The 753-nt window shown below is 53.5% G+C and carries 1 protein-coding gene; it reads right to left on the reverse strand.

The features are described from left to right. Positions 1–7: 7 nt before the first annotated feature. A protein-coding gene (locus tag HMPREF3178_RS03490; RefSeq protein ID WP_103215986.1) for an IS1-like element IS1A family transposase occupies positions 8–705 on the reverse strand; the annotation gives its coding sequence in 2 pieces (ribosomal slippage) (positions 8–456 and positions 456–705; 699 coding nt in all). Positions 706–753 lie beyond the last annotated feature (48 nt).

The following is a 753-nucleotide window of genomic DNA, read 5'->3' on the forward strand; positions in this document are numbered from 1 at the left end:
CTCCAACTTATTGATAGTGTTTTATGTTCAGATAATGCCCGATGACTTTGTCATGCAGCTCCACCGATTTTGAGAACGACAGCGACTTCCGTCCCAGCCGTGCCAGGTGCTGCCTCAGATTCAGGTTATGACGCTCAATTCGCTGCGTATATCGCTTGCTGATTACGTGCAGCTTTCCCTTCAGGCGGGATTCATACAGCGGCCAGCCATCCGTCATCCATATCACCACGTCAAAGGGTGACAGCAGGCTCATAAGACGCCCCAGCGTCGCCATAGTGCGTTCACCGAATACGTGCGCAACAACCGTCTTCCGGAGCCTGTCATACGCGTAAAACAGCCAGCGCTGGCGCGATTTAGCCCCGACATAGCCCCACTGTTCGTCCATTTCCGCGCAGACGATGACGTCACTGCCCGGCTGTATGCGCGAGGTTACCGACTGCGGCCGGAGTTTTTTAAGTGACGTAAAATCGTGTTGAGGCCAACGCCCATAATGCGGGCAGTTGCCCGGCATCCAACGCCATTCATGGCCATATCAATGATTTTCTGGTGCGTACCGGGTTGAGAAGCGGTGTAAGTGAACTGCAGTTGCCATGTTTTACGGCAGTGAGAGCAGAGATAGCGCTGATGTCCGGCGGTGCTTTTGCCGTTACGCACCACCCCGTCAGTAGCTGAACAGGAGGGACAGCTGATAGAAACAGAAGCCACTGGAGCACCTCAAAAACACCATCATACACTAAATCAGTAAGTTGGCAG

Origin of the sequence: Klebsiella sp. HMSC09D12 (assembly GCF_001808475.1) — a bacterium.
Classification (GTDB): domain Bacteria; phylum Pseudomonadota; class Gammaproteobacteria; order Enterobacterales; family Enterobacteriaceae; genus Klebsiella; species Klebsiella oxytoca.